We start from the raw sequence: 20,084 nt of genomic DNA, 5'->3' as shown, positions 1-20,084 counted from the left end.
CCGATTTGCGGGTTGAAATATTTTTCAAATGGAAATAGGAATGTTCAAAATGATGATTTGACGCTGCGGCGCGTCGTGACTGGAGGAAGCGATATGGCCCATCCGCAATTTGCAGCGGAACTTCTGCAGCGCGCTGAAGCCCAAGGGCCCATCACCATCGGTCTCGCCGGCGCCGGGCAGATGGGCACCGACATCGTCGTCCAGGTGGCGCTGATGCCGGGCATGCGGATCGGTGCCATTTCCGAGGTGCGCCCGCAAGCGGCGATCGATGCCGCACTGCTCGCCGGCCATGACCGCTCCGACATCGTCCAGGCTGCGAACGCCTCTGCCATCGACCGCGCCATCGAGGCCGGCAAGATCGCTGTCACCGAAGATCTGCATGCGCTGGCCGCGGCCGGCCGCATTGATGTCATCATCGACGCGACAGGCAATCCCAACATCGGCACGCTGTTTGCGCTCGAAGTGATGAAGAACGGCAAGCACATCGTCATGCTCAATGTCGAGGCGGACATTACGATCGGCCGCTTCCTCAAGGAGGAAGCGCGCAAGGCCGGCGTGGTCTACACCGGTGCGGCCGGCGACGAACCCGCCTGCACGCTGGAGATCATCGGCTTCGCCAAGAGCCTCGGCTTCAACATCATCGCCGCCGGCAAGGGCAAAAACAACCCGCTCAAGATCGACGCCATGCCCGCCGACTACGAGAAGGAAGCGGCCGAGCGCAACATGAATGCGCGCATGCTGGTCGAGTTCGTCGACGGTTCCAAGACGGCGATCGAGATGGTGGCTATCGCCAACGCCACCGGGCTGGTGCCCGACGTGCCGGGCATGCACGGCCCGACGGCGACGCTGGAGGAACTGGCCAGCGTGCTTTGCCCGCGCGAGGATGGCGGCGTGCTGCACCGCAAGGGCGTGGTCGACTATTCCATCGGCAAGGGCGTGGCGCCCGGCGTGTTCTGCATCATCGAAACGAGGCATCCGCGCGTGCTGGAGCGCATGGTCGACCTCAAGGTCGGCAAGGGCCCCTATTTCACGATCTACCGTCCCTATCACCTGACAAGCCTTGAAGTGCCACTGTCGGCGGCGCGCGCCGTTGTCTACAAACGCGCCGACATGGAGCCCCTCGACCATCCGGTCGCCGAAGCGGTGGCGGTGGCCAAGAGCGATCTCGGCGCGGGCCAATCGCTCGGCATGATCGGCGAGAACGACTATCGCGGCTTCGCCATGACCTGGGAGGACGCCCGCGCCAAGGGCGCGCTGCCGCTCGGGATTGCCGAACGCGCCAAGGTGGTCAAGCCGGTCAAGACCGGCGACTTCCTTACCTATGAAAATTGTGTACCCGACGATTCGATGGTGATAACGCAGATCCGCCGCCGTCTAGACCAGTCGGATGGACAGTTTGTGACCAACGCCGCCTGAACCTTCGGGATCTCCCTGTGATGGACGATGTCGTTATCGGGATCGATGCCTCGACGACGGCGGTGAAGGCGATCGCCTTCACCGGCGACGGCGCGGAGCTGTTCCAGGCGCGCGAGGCCTATCCGCTGGCCAATCCTAAGCCCGGCCATTTCGAGCAGGATGCCGAACATTGGTGGGCAGCCCTTATCAGTGCGCTGAAGCAGGTTGCCGACAAGGTCGGCGCCGCGCGCGTGGCGGCAATTGCCATGGCCCATCAGCGCGAGACCTTCACCCTGATCGATCAGGCCGGCACGCCGCTCATCCCGGCGATCCTGTGGCTTGACGAGCGCGCCCGGCCTCAAGTCGCCAGGCTGTCGGCCGAGCTTGGCCGCGAGACGATCCGCGACTGGAGCGGCAAGCCGCCGGATCCGACGCCGGCGCTCTATGCCATCGCCTGGCTGGCCGAACACCAGCCGCAGGTGCTGGCCAACGCCGCCGCCCTGGTCGATGTTCATGGCTTCTTCGTTCACCGGCTGACCGCACGGCTGGTTACCAGCACGGCAAGTGCCGACCCGCTCGGCTTGCTCGATGTCGCGACAGGCGAATGGCACCCTGAGCTTGTCGCGGCTGCAGGGCTGCAGCCACGGCAGTTGCCGGCGCTGATCGGCCCAGGCGAAATCTGCGGCGGCCTTGCCGAAAGCATTGCCCAGCTGACTGGCCTCAAAGCGGGCACGCCAATTGTCGCCGGCGCCGGCGATGGCCAGGCCATGGGTCTCGGCATGGGCGTCTATGGTGCCGGCAGGAGCTATCTCTCGCTCGGCTCCGGCGTCGTCAGCGGCTGCTATTCCGGCACGGTCACCACATCGGACGCGTTTCGCACGCTGGTCTCGCCGACCGGCTCCGGCTTCATGCTGGAAACCGTGCTGCGCTCGGGCATGCAACTGGTCGACTGGATCGTGCGCACCACCGGCGCGTCTTCCGCGGCAGAACTGGAGAAGGGTGCGGTCGATGTTGCGGCCGGCGGCGACGGTCTTTTGGTCATGCCCTATTGGGCCGGCGTCATGAGCCCCTATTGGGATGGCGCGGCGCGCGGCGCCGTTGTTGGCCTGTCGCTCGACCATGAGCCCAGGCATCTCTTCCGCGCCACGCTGGAAGGCATCGCTTTGGAGCAGGCCATCGCCAGCGAGGCGATGGAGGCCGAAAGCGGCGGCAAGCCGGGAGAGATGATTGCCGCCGGCGGCGGCACCAATTCGGCGCTGCTGATGAAGATCATGGCCAGCGTGCTGGAGCGGCCGCTGTTCGTGTCGCCGGTCAACGAGGCGGCGGCCCTTGGCGCGGCCATGCTGGCGGCTTCGGCGATCGGCTGGTTCGCCTCGGCGGAAGACGCCGCCAAGGCAATGGCGGCGGCGCCGGCCAGGCGTGTCGATCCGGATATGACGCTGGTGCCGGCTTACCGGGCGCGCAAGTCGATCTACCGCGACCTCTATCACGCGACACGCGACATCCACGCGCGGCTCGGTGCGATCTGAGTTCAAGCGCAGTTTGCTTGCGTGAGGCTCCCATGCCCAACCTGCCCAGCTTGCCGATTTTGCGTCCTGCCCGGCCAATGCTAGACTCATCGGGCTCATGAAAGCAGTATTTCACCTTGCCGCCCTGCCTTGGATTGTCGCGCTTGCGGCAGCTCCAATGACGGCGCGTGCGCAGGACGAGCCGCCCTTCGAGGTCACGCTCGACATGGACAATGACGGCAGGATGGATCGGGCCGCGATCGCGGCGGATTCCGACAGCGGGCTGGCGGATCTCTCGATCTATCTGGCTGCCGGCGAAGGAAAGCTCGATCCTTCGCGCAAGCCTGACTTCGTCAAGAAGGCGCTGACGCAGGACCGTATTCTCGGGCTCGAAAGCAAGGGCAAGGGATCGCTTGTCGTCACCTCGTGCTTCGGCTGCGGCGCCAACAAATCATGGGATGCGACGCTGACCATCGTCTGGCGCGGCGGTAAATTCCTTGTCGCCGGCTACAGTCGCGACTGGGACTGGAATGTGCAGAAAGCCGACGGCTCGGTCGAGACGACGCTGGGCGGCTGCGACATCAATTTTCTCACCGGCAAAGGCACCGCTTCAAAGGACCTGGACGACGGCAAACCGGTCGCGGGAAAATTCGTGCCGATCGCACTGGCCGACTGGTCGGACGAAAGTCGTCCGGAGCCCTGCGAATTCTGACCGACGCCGACAGCGCTCAACGGTTGAGCAGGCCTTTGGCCGCATCCTCATCGGTAATGAGCACCGAAATCCTGGTGTTGGCGAGCGCGGCGCGCATGACGGCGACCTTCTCCTGACCGCCTGACACCAGGATGATGCTCGGAATATCGGACAGATCCTGCAGCGGATAGGCGCAGACGCGGCGGTTGACCTCATGGTCGACAGAGTGGCCCTCGGCGTCGATGAAATGGCACAAGAGGTCGCCGACCGCGCCGGCCGCCTGCAATTCCTCGAGTTCGCTCGGTTTGATGAAGCCGTAATTGGCGATCGGGCTGTCCTTGGAAAACGAGCCGACGCTGAGCACGGCGATGTTGGCGCGGCGCGCGCGGAAGACCACATCCTGAACGCTGCGCTGGCTCATGAAGGCATCGCGCTGTTCCGGCTTGTCGGCATAGACCGGCACCGGCAGCAGGAAACATTCAGCGCCGATCTTTTCGGCGAACTCCCAGGCGCTTTCGGTCGGGTTGAGCGGCTGCGCGTGGGTGAGGCCGCCGAGCATCGAGACGACCGTCGTCCTGGCAATCGGCCGCCTCGGCAATTCGTTGATGGCGAATTTCAGGGTGCGACCCCAGCCCAGCGCAATGACGTCGCCGGCATTGACGTTGTCGGCGAGATAGGCGGCAGCCGCGTGGCCGATCATCAGCGGCGCATTGCTGCGGTCGGCGGCCGACGGCACCACGACCGCCTGGCTCAGCCCGAAGCGCTGCTTCAGGCTCTCCTCGAGCTGCACACATTCGACGACACTGTCGCGAATGCGGAACTGCACGATGCCTTCCTCGCGGGCAGCCGACAGGATCCGGTGCACCTTGATGCGGCCGACGCCAAGAATCTCGGAAATGCGCTCCTGCGTTAGGCCCTCGACATAGTAATGCCAGGCAGCGCGGGCCTTCAGCTCGGCATCGGGGAAGCGCGAGGCCTTCTCATTTTCGACGGTCGCCATGCTCGTGCTCTCCCGCGGCAGATTTCGGAAATCTTTTCCGCAAAGCGCCGCCCCCTGGCCTTCCCTAGGACAAACCGCCCGGTGGCGCAAACCTTCGCCGAATGGCGCAACGGCTCTTGACAATTTTCTAATGAACAGTTTAGCTGAACAAAATTGCATATCAAAGATAAATTGTTCACAGGGAGGTGCCTGGTGAACAAGAGCGGACGGCAGGCCATCGTCGTTTCGCTGACGGAGGAGACGAAGTGGCCGTGAGCAATGATGCAAGCGAGTCGAAGGCGGGCGAGTTGAAAGCCGCGCCCGGCACTCAAGGTGCGACGGCCGCGAAGCTTTCGGCGCTGTTTGCCGGAACCATGGGGCCGCTGATCGGGCTGCTGCTGCTTTGCCTGGCGCTGACGTTGACCACCGACACGTTCCTCACCGTGCGCAACATCCTCAACGTGCTCGACCAGATCACGGTGCTCGGCATCATGGCAATCGGCATGACGCTGGTGATCCTGATCGGCGGCATCGATCTCTCGGTCGGCTCGGTGCTGGCGCTGGCCGCCATGGTGATGGGCTTTGTCTCCCATCCCGACTATCTCAATCTCGGCCTTGCGGCCGGCGTCGTTGCAGCACTGGTCGTCGCCGGCCTTTGCGGACTGGTGTCCGGCCTGCTGGTGACCGTCACCCGGCTGCCGCCGTTCATCGCGACGCTGGCGATGATGTCGGTGGCGCGCGGCCTTGCCAACATGATCACCGACGGCTCGCAGATTGTCGGCTTTCCCGACTGGTTCACCAGCCTGTCGATCATCCGCCATTTCGGCTTCCTGTCGGTCACAGTCGGGGTGATGATGGTGCTGGCGATCGTCTTCGCCATCTTCCTCAACTACCGCGCCACCGGCCGCAGCCTTTACGCCATCGGCGGCAGCGCCGAGGTGGCGCGGCTCTCCGGCATTCCGGTGAAGTCGCTGACCAACTGGGTCTACGCCATCTGCGCCGTACTTGCGGGTCTTGCCGGCATCGTGCTCGCCGCGCGGCTGGATTCGGTGCAGCCGAGTTCCGGCCTCGGCTATGAGCTCGACACCATCGCGGCGGTGGTGATCGGCGGCGCCAGCCTGTCGGGCGGCATCGGCTCGATCGGCGGCACCGCGGTCGGCGTACTCATCATCGGCGTGCTGCGCAACGGCCTCAATCTGCTCGGCGTCTCGCCCTTCATCCAGCAGGTGGTGATCGGCGTGGTGATCGCGCTGGCCGTCGCCAGCGACACCTGGCGGCGCAGGGCGCGATAGAGAGCGGGGCACAATTGAGAATTCGCCCGGAACGTCCGGGCGATAGACGGATCGGTCGATCCGAAACTGGGATGTTCCAAGGGGCGCGATGCGCTGGCGGGACAGTTTGACTATCAACGGAGGAAAAACATGCTGACCAAACGTTCACTGCTGCTCGCCGCTGCCGCCATCATTCCTATGCTCGGGCTGACCGACATGGCCTCGGCCAAGGAGGCCAAGAAACTCGGCCTCGCCGTGGCCAATTTGCAGGCCGACTTCTTCAACCAGATCAAGCAGTCGGTCGAAGCCTACGGCAAGGAGAAGGGCATCGAGATCGTCACCGTCGACGCCAAGGGCGATTCGGCAACGCAGGTCAGCCAGGTACAGGATTTGATCACGCAGAACATCGACGCGCTGATCTACATTCCGGCCGGCGCCACAGCCGCCACCGTGCCGACCAAGACCGCCAAGGCCGCCGGCATTCCGGTGGTCAATGTCGACCGCAACGCCGACGGCGCGCCCGGCGACACCTTCATCGCCACCAACAGCGTCGCCTCGGCGCAGGCGGTGTGCGACTACATCGCCAAGCAGGCCGGCGGCAAAGGCGAACTGATCATCATCCACGGCCAGAAGGGCACCACGCCGGAAGTGGATCGCTCGAAGGGCTGCGGCGAAGCGCTCAAGGCCTATCCCGATATCAAGGTGGTCGGCGAATTGTGGAGCGAAGGCTGGCACCAAGACGAAGGCTTCAAGCTGACGCAGGACCTGCTGCAGTCGCATCCCGATGTCTCCATCGTCATCGGCCAGGCCGATGCGCTGGCGCTGGGTGCGGCACAGGCGGTCAAGGTCGCCAATCCCGGCCACAAGGTCTGGGTTGCCGGCTTCGATGGCGACGTGGCCGCACTCAAGGCGCTGAAGGACGGCGTGTTCGACGTCACCGCGACGCAGCAGACGCAAGGCATGGGCCGGCTCGCCGTCGATGCGGCGATCAAGCTGGTGGCCGGCGAAAGCGTTCCGGCCGAACAGCTGCAGGATGCGACGCTGACCACCAAGGACAATGTCGAGCAGTTCATCGCCAAGCATCCGTAACGACCGGCACCGCTTAAGAGAGCGCCACGATGTCTCCTGATCCTCGCCACAGCGAAAGCCCGCACAACGGGCTCTTCGTCAACGGCCTTTGCAAGAGCTACGGACCGGTCCAGGTCCTGGCCGATGCAAGCTTTGAGGTGCGGCCGGGCGAGGTTGTGGCGCTGCTCGGCGAAAACGGCGCCGGCAAGTCGACGGTGTCCAATATCATCGCCGGCTCGACCCGGCCCGACGCGGGCACCATCATCTGGCGGGGGAAGCCCTATTCCCCCGCCTCGCCTGCCGCGGCAATCGATGCCGGTGTGGGCATGATCCATCAGGAACTGAAGCTGCTGCCGGATCTGTCGGTGGCGGAAAACGTCTATGTCGGGCGCCTGCCGATGCGCGGCGGTCGCATCGACCGCGCAGCGATGAACGCCAAGGCCTCGGCGCAGTTGAAGCGGCTTGGCCTCGACGTCTCGCCCGAGCGCAAGGTGGGCACACTGCGCATCGCCGCCCAGCAACAGGTCGAGATCGCCAAGGCGTTGACGCTCAATGCCGAATTGCTGATCTTCGACGAACCCACCGCAGCGCTCGGCGGCGAGGAAACGGAGCTTTTGTTCCAGCAGATCCGCAAGCTCAAGGCGGAGGGCATGTCCTTCATCTACATCAGCCATCGTCTCGACGAGATCGCGCAGATTGCCGACCGCGTGGTTGTGATGCGCGACGGACGCATCGTCGCCCGCCACGAGCGCGCCGATATTCCCGTGCGCACAGTGGTCGAGCAGATGGTCGGCCGCTCGGTCGAGCGGATGTTCCCGCATCTGACGCCGCCGCGCGAGGAAACACTGCTCGAGGTCGAGAACCTGTCTTCGCCGGAGAAGAGTTTCAACAACGTCTCCTTCTCGGTCAAAGCAGGCGAGATTGTCGGCATTGCCGGGTTGATCGGCGCCGGCCGCACAGAACTGGTGCGGGCGATCGCCGGCGCCGATCCGATCTCGTCCGGCTCGGTGCGTGTTGCCGGCGAACCGGTGCATCTCAGCGGGCCGGCGGCGGCGATCAAGGCCGGCGTCGTGCTGGTGCCGGAAGACCGCAAGGCGCAAGGCGTCGTGCTCGACCAGACAATCGGCGAGAATCTGGCGTTCGGCAATTTCGACCATGTCGCGCCGAAGGGCTGGGTGTTCCCGAAAGCGGTGCAGAAATTCGCCGAGGCCGGCATCGCAAGGCTCGGCGTCAAAGGCAAGCCGAACCAGGCTGTGTCAAAACTGTCCGGCGGCAACCAGCAGAAGGTGATCATCGCCAAATGGGTGTCGCGGCCGCCGAAGGTGTTCATCCTCGACGAGCCGACGCGCGGCATCGATGTCGGGGCGCGTGCGGCAATCTACGACGTCATTGCCGACCTCGCCCGCTCCGGCATGGCGGTGGTAGTGGTCAGCTCCGACCTCGAGGAGGTGCTGGGCCTGTCGCACCGCGTGCTGGTGCTGAGCCGCGGCCGCCAGCGCGGCATTCTCGACCGCAGCGAGGCGAGCAATGTCGCGGTGATGGAACTTGCCACGAGCTGAGGACAGGAGTCGGAACAAAGCGCAGCAGGTGGTATCCTCCCAAGGACCGGACCGCGCGGGGCGCCAGCAAAGACTGGCGCCCTTCATTTCAGGAGGGGGAACAACATGAAACTATTCGATCTCAGCGGCGACGTAGCGCTGGTAACAGGCGCCGGCAGCGGCATCGGGCAAGCGATCGCCATTGGATTGGCCGAAGCCGGCGCCGATGTCGTCTGTTTCGGCCACACCTCCAAGGGCGGGCTGGACGAGACGGCGCACAAGATTTCGGCACTTGGCCGCAAGGCGCTGGTGCTGACCGGCACGGTGACGTCGGAGGCCGATCTCGCGTCAGCGATCGAGCGCACCGAGAACGAACTCGGCGCGTTGACCATCGCCGTCAACAATGCCGGCATCGCCGGGGCCGAGCCGGCCGAGACGCTGCCGCTGGAGACGTGGCAGAAAATCTACGACGTCAATGTCAGCGGCGTGTTCCTGTCCTGCCAGGCCGAAGCGCGCGCCATGCTTTCACGACGCAAGGGCTCGATCATCAACATCGCCTCCATGTCGGGTTCGATCGTCAATCGCGGCCTGACCCAGGCGCATTACAATTCGTCGAAGGCGGCCGTCATCCATATGTCGAAGAGCCTCGCCATGGAATGGGCCGATCGCGGCCTGCGCGTCAATGTGGTGAGCCCCGGCTACACGCTGACGCCGATGAACAAACGGCCTGAGGTCGCGGAACAGATCAAGATATTCGAGCGCGACACACCAATGGGCCGCATGGCGACGCCGGAAGAGATGGTCGGCCCGACCGTGTTCCTGGCCAGCCGCGCCGCGAGTTACGTCACCGGCATCGACCTGATCGTCGATGGCGGCTTTGTCTGCTGGTAGGAGAAGAAAAGTGCAGAAGCGTTTTGAAGGCAAGACTGCTGTGATCACCGGAGCCAGCGGCGGCATCGGCGCGGCGATGGCGAAGCGCTTTGCCGAAGAAGGTGCGGCGGTCGTGGTCAGCGCGATCGATGCCCGCGTCGAAGAGGTCGCCGCCGGCCTCAAAGCGGCTGGCGCCCAGGTCGCGTCGATGCGCATGGACGTGACCAACAAGGACGAGGTCACCGCGCTGTACGACCTCGCCGAGAAGGAATTCGGCCGCGTCGACATTTCGGTGCAGAATGCCGGCGTCATCACCATCGCCCGGATCGAGGCAATGACCGAAGCCGAGTGGGACAAGGTGTTGGCAGTGAACACCAAGGGCGTGTTCCTGTGCTGCCAGGAAGCGATCGCGCGCATCCGCAAGCATGGCGATGGCGGCCGGCTGATCAACACGGCATCGGGCCAGGCGCGGCAGGGTTTCATCTACACGCCGCACTATGCGGCGTCGAAGTTCGGCGTCGTCGGCATCACCCAGAGCCTGGCCAAGGAAGTAGCCCAGGAAAAGATCACCGTCAACGCGATTTGCCCCGGCATTATCGACACTGACATGTGGGCTTACAACGACGCCGCCTGGGGCAAGCTGATGGGTGACTACAAGCCCGGCGAGCTGATGGCCGAATGGGTGAAGAACATCCCGATGGGACGCGCCGGCAGCGGCGAGGACGTGTCCGGCCTGGTCAGCTTTCTCGCCAGCGACGACGCCACCTACATCACCGGCCAAACCATCAATGTCGATGGCGGCCTGATCATGTCGTGAACGTCAGCTCTGGCGGTTGGCAATCGACCAGTCTGAAATTCCGCAGTGCACAGGGCATCAGCCGTTGCGCCGCATGAACGTTGGTATATATAATTTCATCTCATGAAACGGCCTTGGCGGGGATGGGGCTCGCCGGCCGAGACCATGGGACCTTGATGGCTCGCACGTCTGAGAGCGCCGCTGGAGCGGCGATCGATCTGTTGACGATTGCTCACGCAGCAATCCATCCGATGCCATGACGCGGGCCCGCCCGGCATCACATAAACGCCAAGTCGAGCAACCATTTCGCCTGCGCAAGTTGCGGCTGCGGCACTGGCTTGGTGCGAACGAGCTTGCGTAACGACCCGCCTTTCCAACACAATCAAGAAAAGACGCAAGAAGGGAACGATCAAGAAATTTCCACATGGTTTGACAGGAGAACAAGCATGTCATTTCGCAGTGTGATTTCGAACCTATCAATGGGAGCCTTTGCGCTTGCCACCGCAAGTTCGCTTACATCGCCGGTCCAGGCAGCAGCACCCGAATCCAACGACCCGATCAAGATCGCGCTGTTCGACTGGACCAGCGTCAATCTCAACGCCAAGATCCTTGGCGGTATCCTCGAAAAGCTCGGCTATACCGTCGAATATCCGACAGCCGACTACCTCTCCAGCCTGACCACCGGTCTCACCAATGGCGACCTCGATGTCGGCCTGGAGTTCTGGGACACGACGGCCGGCGAGGCGATGAAGGCCTCCGACGCCACCGGCCAGACCGAGCGGCTGGGCAAGCTCGGGCCGAAGGCCAAGGAAGAGTGGTGGTTTCCCGAATATATGAAGGAGAAATGCCCGGGCCTGCCCAATTGGGAGGCGCTGAAGGACCCGAAATGCGCCGAGGCGTTCTCGACGGCGGAGACGGCGCCGAAGGGCCGCTATCTCGGCGGCCCGGTAACCTGGGAAGGCTTTGACGACGAGCGCGTCGAGGCGCTGAAGCTGCCCTTCACCGTCATCCATGCCGGCACCGACGCGGCGATGTTCGCCGAGTTGGACTCGGCCTATCAGCGCAAGGCGCCGATCATGCTGTGGATCTATTCGCCGCATTGGGCGCCGGCCAAGTACAAGGGCGAGTGGGTCGAATTCCCGGAGTATACGCCCGAGTGCTACACCGACCCGAAATGGGGCACCAACCCGGATGCCAAATATGATTGCGGCAAACCGCATGGCGAAATCTGGAAATACTCCTGGTCCGGCATGAAGGACAAATGGCCGGTCGCCTACAAGGTGGCCAAGGCGTACACGATCGATACCGATGAGCTCAACAAGATGAGCGGCGAGATCGACCTCGGCGGCAAGACGCCCGAAGATGTCGCCGCCGCCTGGATCGCCGCCCACGAAGCCGACTGGAAAGCCTGGGCGCAGTGATCGCCTGACTGGAAGCCAGACCCGGCCCTAGCGGCCGGGTCTTATCTCCATTTTCCAGAAGGACCATTGGATGACGGAAGCGACTGAACCGCAGGCAACTGGCACGCCCAAGGATGTGCGGCCGATAAAGCTTGCCTGCCGCAATGTCTGGAAATTGTTCGGGTCGAACGCGGCCAGCTTCATCCGCGAGCGTGACGGCAAGGCCAGCATGGCCGACATCGCCGCGGCCGGACTGGTCGGCGCGGTGCGCGCCGTCGATCTCGAAATCCGCCAGGGCGAGATTTTCATCATTATGGGGCTGTCCGGCTCCGGCAAGTCGACGCTGGTGCGCTGCATGTCGCGGCTGGTCGAGCCGACCCACGGCAAGGTCGAATTCGAAGGCAACGATCTGCTCAAGATTTCCGATTCGGCGCTGATCGAACTGCGGCGCCATCGCATGGGCATGGTGTTCCAGAATTTCGCGCTGCTGCCGCATCTGAACGTGCTGGAGAACATTGCCTTCCCGCTGAGTATCCAGGGCCAGGACCGGCCGACGCGCGAAGCGAGAGCGCGGGAGGTGATCGATCTCGTGGGCTTACGCGGCCGCGAGCATTTCTATCCGCGCGAACTCTCCGGCGGCCAGCAGCAGCGCGTCGGCATCGCCCGCAGCCTCGCGACCAAGCCGGAGATCTGGTTCCTCGACGAGCCGTTCTCGGCGCTTGACCCATTGATCCGCCGCGAGATGCAGGACGAGCTGATGCGGCTGCAGACCATGCTGCACAAGACCATCGTTTTCATCACCCATGATTTCGACGAGGCGATCAGGCTGGCCGACCGCATCGCCATCATGAAGGACGGCGAGGTCATCCAGATCGGCACACCGGAGCAACTGGTGGTCAATCCGGCGACCGACTATGTCGCCGAATTCACCCGGGATGTCGACCGCGCCAAGGTGATTTCGGCGCGCAGCCTGATGCGTGCCCTGGATGGCTCCGAGCATGGCGGCACGGTTTCGCCCGACGCCAGGATCGCCAGCTTCTCGGCCAGCATCGTCGCTTCGGGAAAACCGTTCGCGGTGGTCAACGGCAGCGGCAAGTCGATCGGCGAGGTGACGCCGCAAGCCGTGATCGGACTGCTGGCCGGCATCGACAAGCAAAGAGCCGGCGCATGACGGTGACTGCAAGCGCCAGCCAAACGAGGCCACCGGTTCAGCGCTGGCTGCTGATCTGGGCGCTGGCGCTGGCCGCCGTGCTGGTGGTATTCCTGCTGCAGGAGAGGCTGCCATGGGCGGTCGACTATCCGGCCGATGCGGTCGTTCCCGTCGCCGACTGGGTCAGTGCGCTGATGCGCTGGATCAAGTCGAACTTGTCCTGGCTGACCCGCTCGATCACTGCGGTGCTCGGCGTTCCCCTCGATTTCGCGCTCGACCTGCTGGCCAAGAATTTCAAGATCGGTCACGGTGCCGATGCCTATGTCCTGCCGCGCCTGTCCTGGATCGGCGTCTGCGCCGCCGCCTTCATCGCCGGGCACGCCGCGGGCGGTAGAAAGCTTGGCATGCTGGTCGGCGGCTGCTTCCTCTACACCGCGCTGTTCGGCCAATGGACCAGCGCCATGCTGACGCTGGCGCTGATTTCCATCGCGGTGCCGTTCTGCATCGTCACCGGCCTGTTCGCCGGCATCTGGGCGTGGCGCAAGCCATGGGCCGAGCGGCTGATCATCTCCCCTGCCCTCGATTTGATGCAGACCATCCCGACCTTCGCCTATCTCATCCCGATGCTGCTTTTGTTCGGCAACAGCCCGGTCTCGGCGATGATCGCCACCGCCATCTTCGCCACGCCGCCGATGGTGCGGGCAACGATGCTGGGTCTGTCGCGGGTGCCGTCAGAGATCGATGATTTCTCAGAGATGGCCGGCTGCACGGCGCGGCAGAAATTGTGGCGCGTGCTGCTGCCATCGGCGCGGCCGACGCTGATGGTCGGCGTCAACCAGGTGATCATGCTGGCGCTCAACATGGTCATCATCGCCTCGATGATCGGCGCCGGCGGCCTCGGCTACGACGTGCTGCTGGCGCTGCGTGCGCTGAAGGTCGGCGAAGCGATGGAAGCCGGGCTCGCCATTGTGGCACTCGCCATCGGGCTCGACCGGTTGAGCCAAGCCATCGCCCACAAACAGGCGAAGGGCCACGTTCAACGGCAGGCGAACCAGAGCTTTTGGCGGCGCTATCCCAATCTGTCGCTGGCCATCGCCATCCTGGTCGTGACGACGCTGCTCGGCCTGTTCGTACCGGCATTCGCAGCGGTGCCGAAGGCGATCACCTTGACCACCGCGCCACTGTGGAAGGCGGCGGTCAACTGGGTGACGATCAACTTCTTCGACGTGATCGAAGCGTTTCGCGTGGCGCTCATCCTCAATGTACTGAACCCGCTGCGCGCCTTCTGCGAAGGCTTTCCGTGGCTCGGCGCGGTGGCCCTGCTCGGCCTCGCCGGCTACCAGTTCGGTGGCCTGCGTCTCGCCGCCCTCGTCGCCGCGCTGACCGCCTTCTGCGCCGTCACCGGCCTTTGGGAAAAGACCATGGCGACGGTTTATCTCTGCGGCATCTCGGCCTTCATCGCCTGCCTGATCGGCATCCCGATCGGTCTGATGGCCGCGCGCAGCGACCGCTTCGAAAAGATCGTCACGCCCATCATCGACACGCTGCAGGTGCTGCCGTCCTTCTGCTTCATCATTCCCGTGGTGATGCTGTTCCGGGTCGGCGACGTCACCGCCATGATCGCCACGGTCGCCTTCGCCGTGGTGCCGGCGATCCGCTACACCAATCACGGCATCCGGCAAGTGCCGCCGGCGCTGATCGAGGCGGCGAAGGTTTCCGGCTGCACGCCGCGCCAGACCTTCTTTCGGGTACAATTGCCACTGGCGCTTCCCGAAATCATGCTGGGCGTCAACCAGACGATCCTGATGGCGCTGGCGATGATCATCATCTGCGCAATGGTCGGCACACGCGACCTCGGCCAGGAGGTCTTCATCGCGCTGTCCAAGGCCGATTCCGGACGCGGCATTGTCGCGGGTCTCGCCATCGCTTTCATCGGCATCGTCGCAGACCGGCTGTTCAATGCCTGGACGGCGAAGGCGCGGGCAAGACTAGGATAATTGTTGAATGTCCAATCCCGGCGAACCGCCTTTTGCCGTACTCGTCTTCGACATGGCCAAGACCGGCGAGCCGGACGGGGAGCACGTAGTTTCGGGGTTTGAGACGCTGGAGGCGGCGACGTCCTACGCCATTGCGCGGGTTCGCGCCTCGGTGGAGGAGTTGCGCGAGCCCGGCATCGCCACTGCAGAGCTTCGCCAGCTCTGGCACCTCTATGGCGAAGACTGTTCGGTGCTGAACGCCGGAGTGCGCGGCAGCGATCTACTCGACGATTTCATTGCGACGCCGTCGATGCCGCTCGCGCCAAGGCTGCGCCGCTTCCGCGCCTCGCTGCTGATCTCCAACGGCAACAACGAATCCGTCTGGGCGGGCGGCTTCTTTCGCTCGACCTACAGGCTGACGCGAGACGGCCTCCTCGAGCGCTTTGGCGACGACGCCATTGCCGCCTTCAAGGCCAAGGGGATCGAGCCGGCGGAGCCGACGAAGCTCATGGTCGCCAATTACTTCGAGCTTCCCGACCCGCCCTACCCGCCGCCAGGCGTGACGCTGCGATCCTGGAAGGTCGAGGTCGGTTTCGTCTGCCATGACGTGAAGTTCGGCGGCGACGCCGCCGGAATCTTCGCCTGGCCGCAAGAGCCCACCGACTGGGCGCTCAGAACCATGCAGTTCCTGCTGATGGCCGACATGATGGCCATGCGCGGCGATGGCCCCGACTTGGCCAACGACTGCGAGATACTAACCGCCAAGGTGACCGAGACGGAGGCGCCTCCCGACTATCCGCTGGATTGAAGTGATGATCATCACCTGCCCCGTGGCCGGCACACGCGATCTCGGCCAGGAAGTGTTGGTCGCACTGTCCAACGTCGCGGCATTGTCGCGGGCTGGCAACAACCTGCCATCGACATCATCGCGGTCGGTCTTCGACCCCTGAGCCGCGAAAGCTCAAGCACGGCTCGGATAGACGGTTTCGCCTCTTCTGGAGTTCGCCTCTTCTGGAAATGGCAGGCCGCGCTCCAGCTCTTGACTTTGACGCATTTTCGCGCGGAAAGCTGCTTCATCCTCGACCAGCCTGAGCTTGCTGCCGAATGCCCGATCAGCGCGAACCGCCTTTTACTGTCGTCGTCTTCGACATGGCCAAGACCGGCGAGCATGTGGTTTCGGGGTTTGAGACGTTGGATGCGGCTACGTCCTACGCGATTGCTCGGGTTCGCGCCTCGGTGGAAGAGCTGCGCAAGCCCGGCATCGCAGCAGCCGAGCTCCGGCGGCACTGGCATATCCATGGTGAGGATTGCACGGTGCTGAACGCCAATGTGCGCGGCAGCGATCTGCTTGACGATTTCATCGCGACGCCGGGGACACCGGCCGAATGCGACTGGCGGGCGCTGGCGCCACGACTGCGCCGTTTCTACGCCGCTGTGAACGTCTTCAACAACGATGGCAAATCTATCCGGGTCAGCGGCTTTTTCCGCGCGACCTACCGGTTATGGCACGCTGGCCTGCTCGCACGATTTGGCGACGACGCCATCGCCTCCTTCAAAGCCAAAGGCATCACGCCGGCAGTGCCGACGAGAGTTCTCGGTCGACCATCACTTCGAGCAGCCCGATCCGCCGCGCCCGCCGCTCAGCGATATCAGGCCGTTGCTGTCGTGGAAGGTCGAGATCGATTTCGGATGCACCGATGTGAGGTTCGGCGCCAAAACCGACGGCGTCTTCGCCTGGCCCGAGGAGCCGACCGGCCGGGCACTCAAAGACATGACACATCTGCTGATGGCTGACAGACTGTCCATGTACGGCACCGGCCCGGAGGGCGCCTATTATAGCGAATTGGTCTGGGTCAAGGTGACGGAGACCGATGCGGCTCCCGACTACCCTCTGAATTGAAACTGGGCCGGTGCCGGCGCATTGTTTTGCATCACGCCGACCTATTCCGCCGCCACGCCCTTCACCTGGAGATAGCTTTCCATCGAGTCGTCCAGCGCCTGCAGCCAGGGCGTATGGTGCGATGGCGCCATGGTGCCGGTCATCAGCGAGCGGTAGGCGTGGTCGCGGAAGCTCATAATGTCTTCCGCCTTGTGGTGCTCCCACTCCATGAAGGTCTGGTTGACCGCCTCGACGTCGAAGCCGGGATAGTCGGTCTGGTCCATCAATTCCTTGGTGTAGTCGCCCTGGAACCAGATCATCTGCTCGGCGTCTTCCAGCGTCTCTTCGCGTGCCCGCCACTTGGCGCCGTGCTCGGCCATCGCCTGTACCGACGGCAGCTTGATGCGGCCCATGATGACGTCACGGGCGAACCAGGCCTGGGCGTCGAACATGTTGAAAGTGTAGAACTGGTCCTGCATGCCGATATAGGACAGTTTCGGGTTCTTCTCCCACACGACGCCCTCATAGAGCCCGTCCGGCCACATGCGGTTGGCGGTCTTCAGCTTCAGCTCTTCCGTGAGGAACGGGAAGGAATGCAGATAGCCGGTGCACAGGATGATGGCGTCGACGTCCTTGGTGGTGCCATCCTTGAAGTGCGCCGTCTTGCCGACGACCTTCTGCAGCAGCGGCACTTCCTTCCAGTTCTCGGGCCATTTGAACCCCATCGGCTTGGAGCGGTAGCTGGAGGTGATAGATCTGGCGCCGTATTTGTAGCATTGCGAGCCGATGTCCTCGGCAGAATAGGAGCGGCCGATGATCAGTATGTCCTTGCCCTTGAACTCCATGGCGTCGCGAAAATCATGGCTGTGCAGGATGCGGCCGTTGAATGTCGAAAAGCCTTCGAAATAGGGAACGTTGGGAACGGAAAAATGCCCTGAGGCGACGACGACATTGTCGAACTCCTCGGAGTAGGTGACGTCGTTGGTGCGGTCATGCGCGGTGACGGTGAATTTCCTCGTCTCGTCGGAGAAAGTCACCATGCGCACCGGGCTGTTGAAGCGTACCCATTCGCGCAGGCCTGATTTCTCGACGCGACCCTTGATGTAATCCCACAGCACCGCGCGCGGCGGGTAGGATCCGATCGGGCGGCCGAAATGCTCCTCGAACGTGTAGTCGGCGAATTCCAGGCACTCCTTCGGTCCGTTCGACCAGAGGTAGCGGTACATCGAGCCGTGGACGGGATCGCCGTGCTCGTCGAGGCCGGTGCGCCAGGTGTAGTTCCACAGGCCGCCCCAGTCCGACTGCTTTTCGAAGCAGACGATTTCGGGGATCTCGGCGCCCTTGTCGGCAGCCGACTTGAAGGCCCTGAGCTGGGCCAGACCGGATGGCCCCGCTCCAATGACGGCAACGCGCGTTTTCATGGCAGGCCTCCCGGTGTCATTCGATTTTTGGAATTGCTCTTACGAAACAAATTTCACTCACAGGACAGTAATTGCCTCTTGGATGCTGTCAACAGGCCTTGTGGAGAAACCGCGTTTCGCCCCAGCGGATTTCCGGAAACGGATGACGGCGCAAATCCGGTGCGGACACCATTCGACTTAACGGGCTTGCTGCGCGGTTGCGTTTCTGTATCGGCACCGAATATGTTCACCTGGAGTGAAATAATCATGGGGATTCGGGGGCGAGATGGCGAAGACAAGTTCCGACTCCAAGACTGCTTCGACAAGGGCAAAGCCACCGGCGAAGGCATCCGTGGACGGGAAGACCATCCGCGCGCCGCTGACGCAGAACCCGCATGCCATTCGCGACACCCGCGAAAAAGTGCTGGAGGTGGCGATCGGGCGCGAGGTGCGCGCCTTCCGCAAGAAGCTCGGCATCACCGTTGCCGATCTCGCCGTCGCCACCGATATTTCGCTGGGCATGCTGTCGAAGATCGAGAACGGCATCACCTCGCCGTCGCTGACCACACTGCAGGCGCTGTCGAGGGCGCTCGGCGTTCCCGTCACCGCCTTCTTCCGGCGATTCGAGGAAGAGCGCAGCGCCGTCTTCGTCAAGGCCGGCGAAGGGCTAGATGTCGAACGCCGCGGCACCCGCGCCGGCCATCAATACAATCTGCTCGGCCATATCGGCTCCAACACCAGCGGCGTCGTCGTCGAACCCTATCTGATCACACTGACCGAGGATTCGGATGTGTTCCCGACCTTCCAGCATGAGGGCATGGAATTCCTCTATATGCTGGAGGGCGAGGTGGTGTACCGGCACGGCAGCAACCTCTATCCGATGAAGCCGGGCGACAGCCTGTTCTTCGACGCCGACGCGCCGCACGGGCCGGAGCAACTGACGAAACTTCCGATGCGGTATCTGTCGATTATTTGCTATCCGCAGAGCGCGGGGTAGTCGGACCGCCGCAGCCCGCTCACCCGGATTGCCCCGAGGGGAGAGGAGTCTGGCGTCAGCGCTGGCGATCTCTTCTCCGCTCGGGGAGAAGGTGGCCGCGCAGCGGCCGGATGAGGGGGCCTTTAGTCCGGCCCGAACCCCGGTGACGTCGCACTGCCATCATCCAGCTTCGACAGCCATTCCACCAATGTCGGCCGATACCGCGTCAGGCCCTTGTAGGTGGCCAGCTCTTCCGGCAAATCCCGGATCACCCGGTGCAGTCGCCTTGCCCATTTCGGCTGTGTCACCAGTTCGTCCATCTTGATCAGATAGCAGCGGATCGGGAAGACGATGCCGTTCGAGCGCGGCAGGCGCCAGAAGCTTTGCAGTTCGACGCGCAGATGCACCTTGTCGCCGACATTTTCGGGCGTCACCGTCGCGCGGTCCGGGCCCCATTTGTGGTAATTCTCCGGACTGGTGTCGAGGCGCGGGTTGATGGTCATCGTCCAGTTGAGACGCCGCGCCGGCTTGCCCTGCTGGATGTTGGTGAGGAACTTCAGCGCCCTGACGAAAATCCCCTTCTCATGCGCCAGCGGCACCGGCGCGTGCCATTCGAAGAAATTCATGCCGATGTCGAAATCGAGCGACCAGTCGGCCTGAGTGGTGACCATGCCGGCGTCCATCCAAAGATTGCCGTCGCGCTGATCGAGAATGCAGAAATCACCCTGGCTCTGGCGGGTGATGTACTCCATCGGCCCGTAAGGCAGTGTCGAGGTGTCGCCGAAGGTGAAGGTGTCGTCGATGCCGAGCGGCCGGTTGATCCAGCGCCAGCGGTCGCCGTCGCGGGTCAGGGTGAAATGCTCGGGATAGCCAAGTGCCTGTTGCTCCATCAAAAGTTCGAGCAGGTCCCAGCCGGCCAGCGTCATATGCGGCAGCGACTGGCAGCGCAGCGGATCGTCGGCCAGCACCAGTGCACGGTCCTGCATCTCGGCGACATAGTGCTCGTCGACGTCGATCAGGTTTTCCAGAACGCTGCCCTTGGGGCCAACCACATGCGGCTCGATGTTGACCGCATACATGTAGGCGTCTTCGTGGAACGGGAACGGAAACCGCCTGATGTGTTCCGGGCTGTTCCTGAAGGTGAAATCGTCCCGAAACGTTTCCTTGCGAAAGGTGATGCCCAAGCT

18 protein-coding genes are annotated in these 20,084 nt (G+C 63.5%); 15 read left to right on the top strand and 3 right to left on the bottom strand.

Annotated features, from left to right (window positions below; all coding sequences use genetic code 11):
* Window positions 1-93 precede the first annotated feature (93 nt).
* From AC3EMP_RS12690 to AC3EMP_RS12680, 3 genes are all read left to right on the top strand, one after another.
* Window positions 94-1,416: an NAD(P)H-dependent oxidoreductase gene (locus AC3EMP_RS12690; RefSeq protein ID WP_023668524.1), complete on the top strand. Its 1,323-nt coding sequence runs from the start codon at window positions 94-96 to the stop codon at window positions 1,414-1,416.
* Window positions 1,417-1,436: 20 nt separating this feature from the next.
* Window positions 1,437-2,924 carry a xylulokinase gene (locus AC3EMP_RS12685; RefSeq protein WP_023701498.1) on the top strand — a complete coding sequence of 496 codons (1,488 nt, stop codon included), beginning with the start codon at window positions 1,437-1,439 and terminating at the stop codon, window positions 2,922-2,924.
* Window positions 2,925-3,081: 157 nt separating this feature from the next.
* Window positions 3,082-3,615 (top strand): hypothetical protein, encoded by a 534-nt coding sequence (locus AC3EMP_RS12680; RefSeq protein ID WP_023701499.1) that lies wholly within the window; start codon window positions 3,082-3,084, stop codon window positions 3,613-3,615.
* Window positions 3,616-3,631: 16 nt separating this feature from the next.
* Here AC3EMP_RS12680 and AC3EMP_RS12675 read toward each other — a convergent pair whose 3' ends face one another.
* Window positions 3,632-4,594, bottom strand: coding sequence for a sugar-binding transcriptional regulator (locus AC3EMP_RS12675; RefSeq protein WP_023684411.1), 963 nt, complete (start codon window positions 4,592-4,594; stop codon window positions 3,632-3,634).
* 287 nt (window positions 4,595-4,881) lie between these two features.
* Here AC3EMP_RS12675 and AC3EMP_RS12670 point away from each other — a divergent pair, with 287 nt between their 5' ends.
* From AC3EMP_RS12670 to AC3EMP_RS12620, 11 genes are all read left to right on the top strand, one after another.
* Complete coding sequence (locus AC3EMP_RS12670) at window positions 4,882-5,865, top strand: ABC transporter permease (protein WP_050587411.1); 984 nt, start codon at window positions 4,882-4,884, stop codon at window positions 5,863-5,865.
* 129 nt (window positions 5,866-5,994) lie between these two features.
* Window positions 5,995-6,933: a sugar ABC transporter substrate-binding protein gene (locus tag AC3EMP_RS12665; protein WP_023668529.1), complete on the top strand. Its 939-nt coding sequence runs from the start codon at window positions 5,995-5,997 to the stop codon at window positions 6,931-6,933.
* Between the two features lie 29 nt (window positions 6,934-6,962).
* Complete coding sequence (locus AC3EMP_RS12660) at window positions 6,963-8,471, top strand: sugar ABC transporter ATP-binding protein (RefSeq protein WP_352597332.1); 1,509 nt, start codon at window positions 6,963-6,965, stop codon at window positions 8,469-8,471.
* 105 nt (window positions 8,472-8,576) lie between these two features.
* Window positions 8,577-9,341, top strand: coding sequence for an SDR family oxidoreductase (locus AC3EMP_RS12655; RefSeq protein WP_023754060.1), 765 nt, complete (start codon window positions 8,577-8,579; stop codon window positions 9,339-9,341).
* Complete coding sequence (locus AC3EMP_RS12650) at window positions 9,319-10,137, top strand: SDR family oxidoreductase (RefSeq protein WP_488494622.1); 819 nt, start codon at window positions 9,319-9,321, stop codon at window positions 10,135-10,137. The genes AC3EMP_RS12655 and AC3EMP_RS12650 overlap by 23 nt, the downstream gene beginning before the upstream one ends.
* Before the next feature lie 425 nt (window positions 10,138-10,562).
* Window positions 10,563-11,537 (top strand): ABC transporter substrate-binding protein, encoded by a 975-nt coding sequence (locus AC3EMP_RS12645; RefSeq protein ID WP_023709924.1) that lies wholly within the window; start codon window positions 10,563-10,565, stop codon window positions 11,535-11,537.
* 70 nt (window positions 11,538-11,607) lie between these two features.
* A complete protein-coding gene (locus AC3EMP_RS12640) occupies window positions 11,608-12,687 on the top strand; it encodes a quaternary amine ABC transporter ATP-binding protein (RefSeq protein WP_023709925.1) in 1,080 nt (359 codons plus the stop codon).
* Window positions 12,684-14,663, top strand: a complete 1,980-nt coding sequence (locus AC3EMP_RS12635; RefSeq protein WP_352597331.1) for an ABC transporter permease — start codon at window positions 12,684-12,686, stop codon at window positions 14,661-14,663. Before AC3EMP_RS12640 ends, AC3EMP_RS12635 begins: the two co-directional genes overlap by 4 nt.
* A gap of 7 nt (window positions 14,664-14,670) precedes the next feature.
* Window positions 14,671-15,450 carry a hypothetical protein gene (locus tag AC3EMP_RS12630; RefSeq protein ID WP_352711069.1) on the top strand — a complete coding sequence of 260 codons (780 nt, stop codon included), beginning with the start codon at window positions 14,671-14,673 and terminating at the stop codon, window positions 15,448-15,450.
* A 4-nt stretch (window positions 15,451-15,454) separates the two neighbouring features.
* Window positions 15,455-15,592 carry a hypothetical protein gene (locus AC3EMP_RS12625; protein WP_352597330.1) on the top strand — a complete coding sequence of 46 codons (138 nt, stop codon included), beginning with the start codon at window positions 15,455-15,457 and terminating at the stop codon, window positions 15,590-15,592.
* Window positions 15,593-15,746: 154 nt separating this feature from the next.
* Window positions 15,747-16,436: a hypothetical protein gene (locus AC3EMP_RS12620; RefSeq protein ID WP_488494621.1), complete on the top strand. Its 690-nt coding sequence runs from the start codon at window positions 15,747-15,749 to the stop codon at window positions 16,434-16,436.
* Window positions 16,437-16,583: 147 nt separating this feature from the next.
* On the opposite strand, the gene AC3EMP_RS12615 is transcribed toward AC3EMP_RS12620, so the two are convergent.
* Entirely contained in the window at window positions 16,584-17,942 is a 1,359-nt protein-coding gene (locus tag AC3EMP_RS12615) for a trimethylamine monooxygenase (protein ID WP_023704844.1), read from the bottom strand.
* Between the two features lie 265 nt (window positions 17,943-18,207).
* On the opposite strand from AC3EMP_RS12615, the gene AC3EMP_RS12610 reads away from it, so the two are divergent.
* A complete protein-coding gene (locus AC3EMP_RS12610; RefSeq protein WP_023687066.1) occupies window positions 18,208-18,918 on the top strand; it encodes a helix-turn-helix domain-containing protein in 711 nt (236 codons plus the stop codon).
* A 122-nt stretch (window positions 18,919-19,040) separates the two neighbouring features.
* Here AC3EMP_RS12610 and AC3EMP_RS12605 read toward each other — a convergent pair whose 3' ends face one another.
* Entirely contained in the window at window positions 19,041-20,081 is a 1,041-nt protein-coding gene (locus AC3EMP_RS12605; RefSeq protein ID WP_023687065.1) for a heme-dependent oxidative N-demethylase family protein, read from the bottom strand.
* Window positions 20,082-20,084: the final 3 nt, after the last annotated feature.

Source organism: Mesorhizobium sp. P160219, from assembly GCF_057786095.1.
This window is presented reverse-complemented; position numbering and strand designations above follow the sequence as displayed.